This is a genomic window from Kordia sp. (genome assembly GCF_045105435.1).
In the GTDB taxonomy this organism is placed as follows: Bacteria; Bacteroidota; Bacteroidia; order Flavobacteriales; family Flavobacteriaceae; genus Kordia.
Window position 1 is genome coordinate 1 of record NZ_JBGCDL010000334.1, and the last position, 4,188, is coordinate 4,188.

Annotated in this window: 4 protein-coding genes; all 4 read left to right on the forward strand. The window is 35.3% G+C overall.

The genetic code is table 11. From position 1 onward, the window contains the following. Positions 1–64: 64 nt before the first annotated feature. Positions 65–712, forward strand: a complete 648-nt coding sequence (locus AB8B65_RS17045; RefSeq protein WP_405302485.1) for a class I SAM-dependent methyltransferase — start codon at positions 65–67, stop codon at positions 710–712. A gap of 1 nt (position 713) precedes the next feature. Next, positions 714–1,571, forward strand: a complete 858-nt coding sequence (locus AB8B65_RS17050) for a glycosyltransferase (RefSeq protein ID WP_405302486.1) — start codon at positions 714–716, stop codon at positions 1,569–1,571. Continuing rightward, positions 1,572–2,780 (forward strand): glycosyltransferase, encoded by a 1,209-nt coding sequence (locus tag AB8B65_RS17055; RefSeq protein ID WP_405302487.1) that lies wholly within the window; start codon positions 1,572–1,574, stop codon positions 2,778–2,780. Positions 2,781–3,096: 316 nt separating this feature from the next. Next, positions 3,097–4,188: N-acetylneuraminate synthase family protein (locus AB8B65_RS17060; protein ID WP_405302488.1), on the forward strand; the 1,092-nt coding region annotated here is incomplete at its 3' end.

Genomic DNA, 4,188 nt, shown 5'->3' on the forward strand with positions numbered 1-4,188 from the left:
ATTGTACGTCCAATGTTATCGTGGAAGATAAAAAAAGAATCGTTAGACTCAAAATAACCCGAAAATGAATCAAGCCTACATAAAACTTCGAAAAGACATCATTGCGTTGATTGAAGGTGAAAACCTAAAAGTCTTAGATGTTGGTTGTTCCAATGGAATCAACGGAAAATGGCTGCTCGATCAGGGAATGGCGACAGAAGTTATTGGTATAGAAACGCACAAAGAATCGGTTGTAAACGCAAAGCAAAACATCACGAAAGTGATTGAAAAAAGTGTTGAAGATGAAGCGTTATTGGAAAGTCTAAAAGGAGAAGAATTTGATTATATCATTTTAGGTGATGTTTTAGAACATTTAATTGATCCGTGGCATGTACTTTCATCTTTAGAAAAATCCTTGAAATCTTCAGGTAAAATGATTATTTCATTGCCAAACGTACAACACTTAGAAACCATAAAACACTTAGTGTTCAAAGGGAAATTTCCATACGAACCAAGTGGATTATACGATAAAACACACATGCGTTGGTTTACGCTCAAAAATATAGAAGAATTAGTGGATCAATCGGATATGAAAATTGAAGAATTGACGCGCGTCATGCGATACAGTGCATACAAAGGCGGATTTCCATTCATTCCAAGAGTTCTCAAGAAATTGGGATTATTCAAAAACTTCTTTACATTTCAGTACGTATTTCGCTGTGTAAAAAAATAACATGCTATTTTCTGCCATCATATTATCAAACACTAAAAGTCAGTCAATTTTTGACATGACACTGCATTGTATTGAAAGTATGATAGCAGCTGAAAAAGGCAATTCAAACATCGAATTTGAAGTACTTTTAATAGAAAGCAACAAGCAAATTCACGATTCTCCATATCAATTCCCAGACTATGTAAAAATGATCATTCCTACGGAAGATTTCAACTTTCATGCGTTCTTAAACATAGGAATCAAAGCGGCTACAGGAGAATTCGTTGGTTTATTCAATAACGATTTAATCTTCAAAAAAGATTGGTTTACAGAAATTCTAAAAGTAAAACAGCAACATCCAAAAGTACAATCGTTTTGTCCTGTGGATTATGATGCTAAATTTACACCGAAATCTTTTTTTGAAGGAAAATCATATTTGTTTGGCTACAAAGTGCGTCGTCACGTAGTTGGTTGGTGCATTATTGCAGAAAAATCAATGTTTGATAAAACTGGTTTATTAGATGAGCGTTTTAGTTTTTTCTATGCAGATGATGAATATAGTTTGATGTTGCAGAAATACGGTAAAAAGCACGTAGTTGTAGCAAATTCAGAAGTTTCACACCTAGAAAGTAAAGTTTCCAAGGAATTAGAGAAAAAGAAAAGTGCGTTCTTCGATGATGTTGTAATTCCAGAAAAAGACATTCCAAAATACATATTTACGGAGCAAAATCGTTGGATGTTGGAACGCAAAAAGCTACTGCAAGGACATATCATCTTTCACAAAAAGTGGGGAAGTCCTAAAATGGTGGCGATAAAATCAAAAATTGGACGTACTTTCATAAAAAACGGACTGGGTTTTTTGAACAAATATTTCATGTAGATGAATGTACTTTTTCTAGTAAATAACACCAAAATCTCTCCAAACGCTAATGGCGGAGCGTCTGTGTATTTTAGTCATTTGCAATTACTTGCGAAACTAAATTATAAGGTTCATGTGTTAATGGTAGATTTTTCGGATCAGCAAGATGCTAGACTTTCGTCGGATGTAAACACTGAGTACATTCAAGAAATTACAGAATTTTATACGGAAATAAAACACTTTCAAGTCGCACAAATTCATCCAAAAGGTATCTTAGATCGTGTCAAAACGGCAATTTCGGCACCTGAAAAGTTTGAATATTTCTTTGTGAATTCAACCAATGAAAAAATAATTAAGCAATACATATCAGAAAATAAGATTGATCTCGTTTGGGCTGAATGGCGTTGGACAGCGATTTTAGCGAACTATTCAAATCTAGACATTCCGATTATTTATGCGCATCACGATTGGGAATTTAAGTTGCGAAAGTTAAAAAGTAAACTTTCATTCCTGCAAAAATTTCACCTAAAACAAAAGAAACGAGTAGAGTTGGACTTGGTAAAACGTGTTTCAGGTTGTGTTTCGGCTTCGTTCACAGAAACGCAAGAAATCAAACAATACGGAAATCAAAACGCAGTCTACATTCCATTAACGTATCAAAAGGTTGAACTAACAGAAAACAACTCAGAAACACCATCAATTGTACATTTAGGCGGCATGGGAACAACGGCAAATCGGATCGGATTGGAACGGTTTTTAGAAGTTTGTTGGAATGATCTCAAAGAAAAAATACCAAATGTTACACTAAAAGTAATTGGAAACTTAAAGTACGCTTCCGAGTCGTTAAAAATACGCTTAGAAGATTCACAAATACAATGTTTAGGTTTTGTAGAAGACTTAAGTCCGTTGCTAAAACCGTACGACATTCACATCATTCCTTGGGAATACAACACGGGAACACGCACGCGAATTCCGTTGGTTTTCAATCATGCACAAGTATTGGTGTGTACAAAAGCAGCGGCAAGTTGCTATCCGGAAGTTGTTCACGATCAAAACAGTATCTTAAGTAACGATTTAAATCAAATGACAACACAATTGATAGATTTGTATAACAACACAGAAAAACGGATATTTATAGGCGACAACGCCCGAAAAACGTTTGTAGAAAGCTTTACGGCAGAAAAGCAGTTGACTAAACTGAAAACGTTTGTGGAGTCTTTAAAATTATAAATGTTGAATGCTGAATTTTAAATTATAAATAACACAAACGTCAGTTCGAGTGATTTTACATTGAGTAAAAACGAAATGAAAAATAGTATCGAGAACAGCTATGATATAAAAAAAGCTTTGATTTCAAAGTAGTTCTCGATACAATTTTTCGCCTATCTCGACTGCGCTCGATATGACAAAAAATCACTCGAACTGACGTTTAGAACAAAACGAATAACAAATAAAACCAAGAGCAAGAGTGAGTCTAAGAGCGCAGCGATACCAAAGCAAAGCGTGTCTAAAATTCTAACAGCAAAGCGCTTCTAAAAAAAAGACAATGAAACAAACCTACATCATAGCAGAAATCGGGCAAGCACACGACGGAAGTCTCGGAATGGCGCATGCGTATATTGATGCTGTGGCAAAAACGGGCGCGAATGCGATCAAATTTCAAACGCATATCGCTGTGGCGGAAAGTAGCATTCACGAGCCTTTCAGAGTAAAATTCTCAAAGCAAGATGCTACGCGTTACGAATATTGGCAACGTATGGAGTTCTCATTAGCACAATGGAAAGAACTCAAAGCGCACTGTGATGAAGTTGGTATAGATTTCTTGTCATCTCCGTTCAGTAATGCTGCTGTGGATTTATTGGAAGAAGTAGGTGTAAAGCAATACAAAGTAGGTTCAGGAGAAGTTAATAACTTTCTATTGCTAGAAAAAATAGCCAATACAGGAAAACCAATCATCATTTCATCGGGAATGAGTTCGTTTGCAGAATTAGATGAAACAGTCGCTTTTCTAAAAGAAAAAAACTGTGAATTCTCCATATTGCAATGTACAACCTCGTATCCAACAGCGCCAAAACAATTTGGATTAAATGTAATTCATGAATTAAAAGAAAGGTATCAAGGCGCCTATTTAGGAGAAGTTTCGCAAAACAATAAGAGAAAAATACAAGAGAAAAAAACTGCGCAAGTGTCGGAACAATCAAATCTCGATTATCGAGTAAAAATTGGATTCTCTGATCATTCATCAGGAATTGAAGCGGGAATTGCGGCTGCGACTCTTGGTGCAGAAATCTTAGAATTTCATGTTGTATTTGACAAAGAAATGTTTGGTCCAGATGCAAAATCATCACTCACATTTCCAGAAACAACAAAACTTGTCAGCGCAGTCAGAAACATTGACAAAGCGTTGAATCATCCAATCGATAAAAAAGACAACTCACAATATTCAGAATTAAAGCAAATCTTTGAAAAATCGTTAGCCATCAACAAAGATTTACCAAAAGGACACGTGTTAACTTTTAATGATTTAGAAGCAAAAAAGCCTAAAAATTACGGAATACTAGCTTCAAAATTCCAAGAAGTCATCGGAAAGAAGTTGGTAAACGATATGAAACAGTGGGATTTTTTGAATGAAGAGGAT

What these genes read in the sequence shown, in the direction of transcription:
- AB8B65_RS17045 (WP_405302485.1), top strand. Translation starts at nt 65, where the DNA reads ATGAATCAAGCCTACATAAAACTTCGAAAAGACATCATTGCGTTGATT.
- AB8B65_RS17050 (WP_405302486.1), top strand. Translation starts at nt 714, where the DNA reads ATGCTATTTTCTGCCATCATATTATCAAACACTAAAAGTCAGTCAATT.
- AB8B65_RS17055 (WP_405302487.1), top strand. Translation starts at nt 1,572, where the DNA reads ATGAATGTACTTTTTCTAGTAAATAACACCAAAATCTCTCCAAACGCT.